Origin of the sequence: Tunicatimonas sp., assembly GCF_049647865.1 — a bacterium.
Taxonomy (GTDB): domain Bacteria; phylum Bacteroidota; class Bacteroidia; order Cytophagales; family Cyclobacteriaceae; genus Tunicatimonas.
This window is the reverse complement of sequence record NZ_JBARYM010000388.1, coordinates 1-2341: the sequence shown is the minus strand read 5'-3', so window position 1 is coordinate 2341 and position 2341 is coordinate 1. Positions and strand designations below refer to the sequence as shown.

The 2341-nt window shown below is 42.4% G+C and carries 1 protein-coding gene; it reads left to right on the top strand.

Annotation, left to right across the window (positions count from 1 at the left end):
• Positions 1-27 precede the first annotated feature (27 nt).
• Positions 28-2341, top strand: a 2314-nt coding sequence (locus tag WBA23_RS11645) for a polyketide synthase dehydratase domain-containing protein (RefSeq protein ID WP_424582452.1), incomplete at its 3' end; no start/stop codon positions are given.

The following is a 2341-nucleotide window of genomic DNA, read 5'->3' as shown; positions in this document are numbered from 1 at the left end:
CAGAAGCTGGAAGCTCGCCTTGAAATCGTGAATGAGGAAGGCGAATACTTCTTGTATAGCCGAGAAAACGAATCTAGTGACTGGACGAAGCATTCTGGAGGAAAGGTCAATTTCTACGATTCGTTTCCTCAACCCGAAGCAGTCAAAATTATGCCTTTGCTAGACACAATGACAAACAAGGTGTCTATACCAGACTTTTATGTAGGACTGAAAGATGCAGGGCTGAATTATGGAGATGCATTTCGCCGTATTCAGAAGATTTGGATTAAAGAAAATGAAATATTATCGGCAGTAAGTCTTAACCAACAGACTTTGCATGGCTTAGAGCAGTATACAATGCACCCTGCGCTATTAGATGCTTGTTTGCATACGATCTTTGCAGCTCGGGAAAATTCTGAAGAAGAACCTAGAGGAATCTATTTGCCGGTACATATCCAGCGATACCAAGTTTACGCGCAGCCAGAAGGACAAGTGTGGACTTACGTAGATATAACTGAAGCTAGTGATGATTTCCTTAAAGGTAATTATCAGATTCTGGATAAAGACGGAAATCTGATCGCTGTTATTGAAGGGTTGACTTGCAAATATATTCAAGGTTCGCGAGGAGAACGCCAGAACGGCCTATACGAAGGTCTTTTTGAGTATCGTTGGGAGTTGATTAATTCGGAAGATGTCGTAGACAATATCAGTACTCCAATCTCGAGTGATTCTCGCTATCTAGTCTTCTCCGACCAACAAGGAGTTGCCAATAAAATAGTTGAGCAATTGCAAAGCGAAGAAATGCCTTTTGTTCAAGTAATAAAGGGTAATACGTTTGAACAAATACACAATACGCTCTATCAAGTTGATCCTACTAACCAAGAGCACATCGTAGCCTTATTTGATTCTATAGAAGCGCAAGGGTTAACGATTGTACGAACATTATACTTGTGGGGGTTAGATGCTCTATTAGCGGAAGATGCTGGAGAAATCTTCTTTGAAGATCAACAAAACCAGTTGATAGTCAGCACTATGAACGTAATCCGAGTGCTCGATCAGAAGAACCTAAAGGCTAGCTTAATAATTGTTACTCAGGATGCTGAAAATGCAACGGGCGATAATCACGCAGTTAACTACGCGCAGGCTGCTCTGTATGGTATGGGAAGGGTTTTAATTAATGAAAACCCCTACATACCAGTACAAATAATTGATATTAGTCGTAACTTTACTGATGCCGAACAAAAAATGCTATTTACCGAATTTATAGAAGGTAAAATTCAGCACACCGAGTTGGCTCTGCGAGACACACAAGTATTCTCTAGGGTACTAGATAAGGTAGACGAAAAGCAGGCTAACGATGAGACTGCCCGTCAATCTCTGGCTACCGGACTTTCGTTTGAAGTAAGTACCAACCAAGGCAACCCAGAGAAGAAAACTATCTTTAGAGAGAAAATGCAAAGTGAGCTTCAGGAGGATGAAGTGCTCATTGATGTGCGTGCTCTCAACATTGATCCTCAGGAGGATCAAGCTAGTATTAACAACTTCAGTAACTCTTGTACCGGAATTGTTCGGCAAGTGGGCAAGAAGGTAAAAGGTTTTGAGAAAAACGACGCTGTAATTGCCTGGGGAGAAGTGGGGCTGACTGGACGATTTACTGCAAAGGAAGATCAATTAGTCAAAAAGCCAACCGAAGTTAGCAATAGCCAGGCGGTTCATTTGGCTAACAATTACGTAACAGCTTGGTACGCTTTGCAAGAGTTGGCTCGACTAGAGAAGGGCGATTGGATACTGATTCATACGCATCAGTGGGATACTGCATTGGCCGCTATTCGGATCGCTCAATACATTGGAGCTGAAGTGGTGGCTACCACAGATAGTAAAACCCGTAAGCGATTTTTAAATAAAATTGGGATATCGCATGTGGTGGGGGAAGAGACTACCAACTTTCAGCGCCATATTCTTGAACTAACCGATGGGGTAGGAGTGCAAGCTGTTTTCAACACGCTTCCTACGGATATTGGTGCGGTACGGAGTATAAGAAGCTTGGCACCTTTTGGGAGCTATCTGGAAATTAACCTGAGAGGGCAATCGCGAAGTGTTTTAAAAGAGCAAGCAAAGAATGTAGCGCAGTTCTTTGTAGATAGAGAGCACCTAATGCACCAAAGACCCGACAAGGTAAAAAGAATTATGCAGGAAATAGTTTCTTGCATAAATGCAGAAGAACTGATGCCTCCGGTAGCTAAGTCATATAGATTATCCTCCTTGGATGAGGCTTTAGAAAAAGACACTCATCCGGATCGGATAAAATGCGCGGGAGTATTATTGTGCCGAGATAAAATCACAGTTCAGGCACCAGATACAC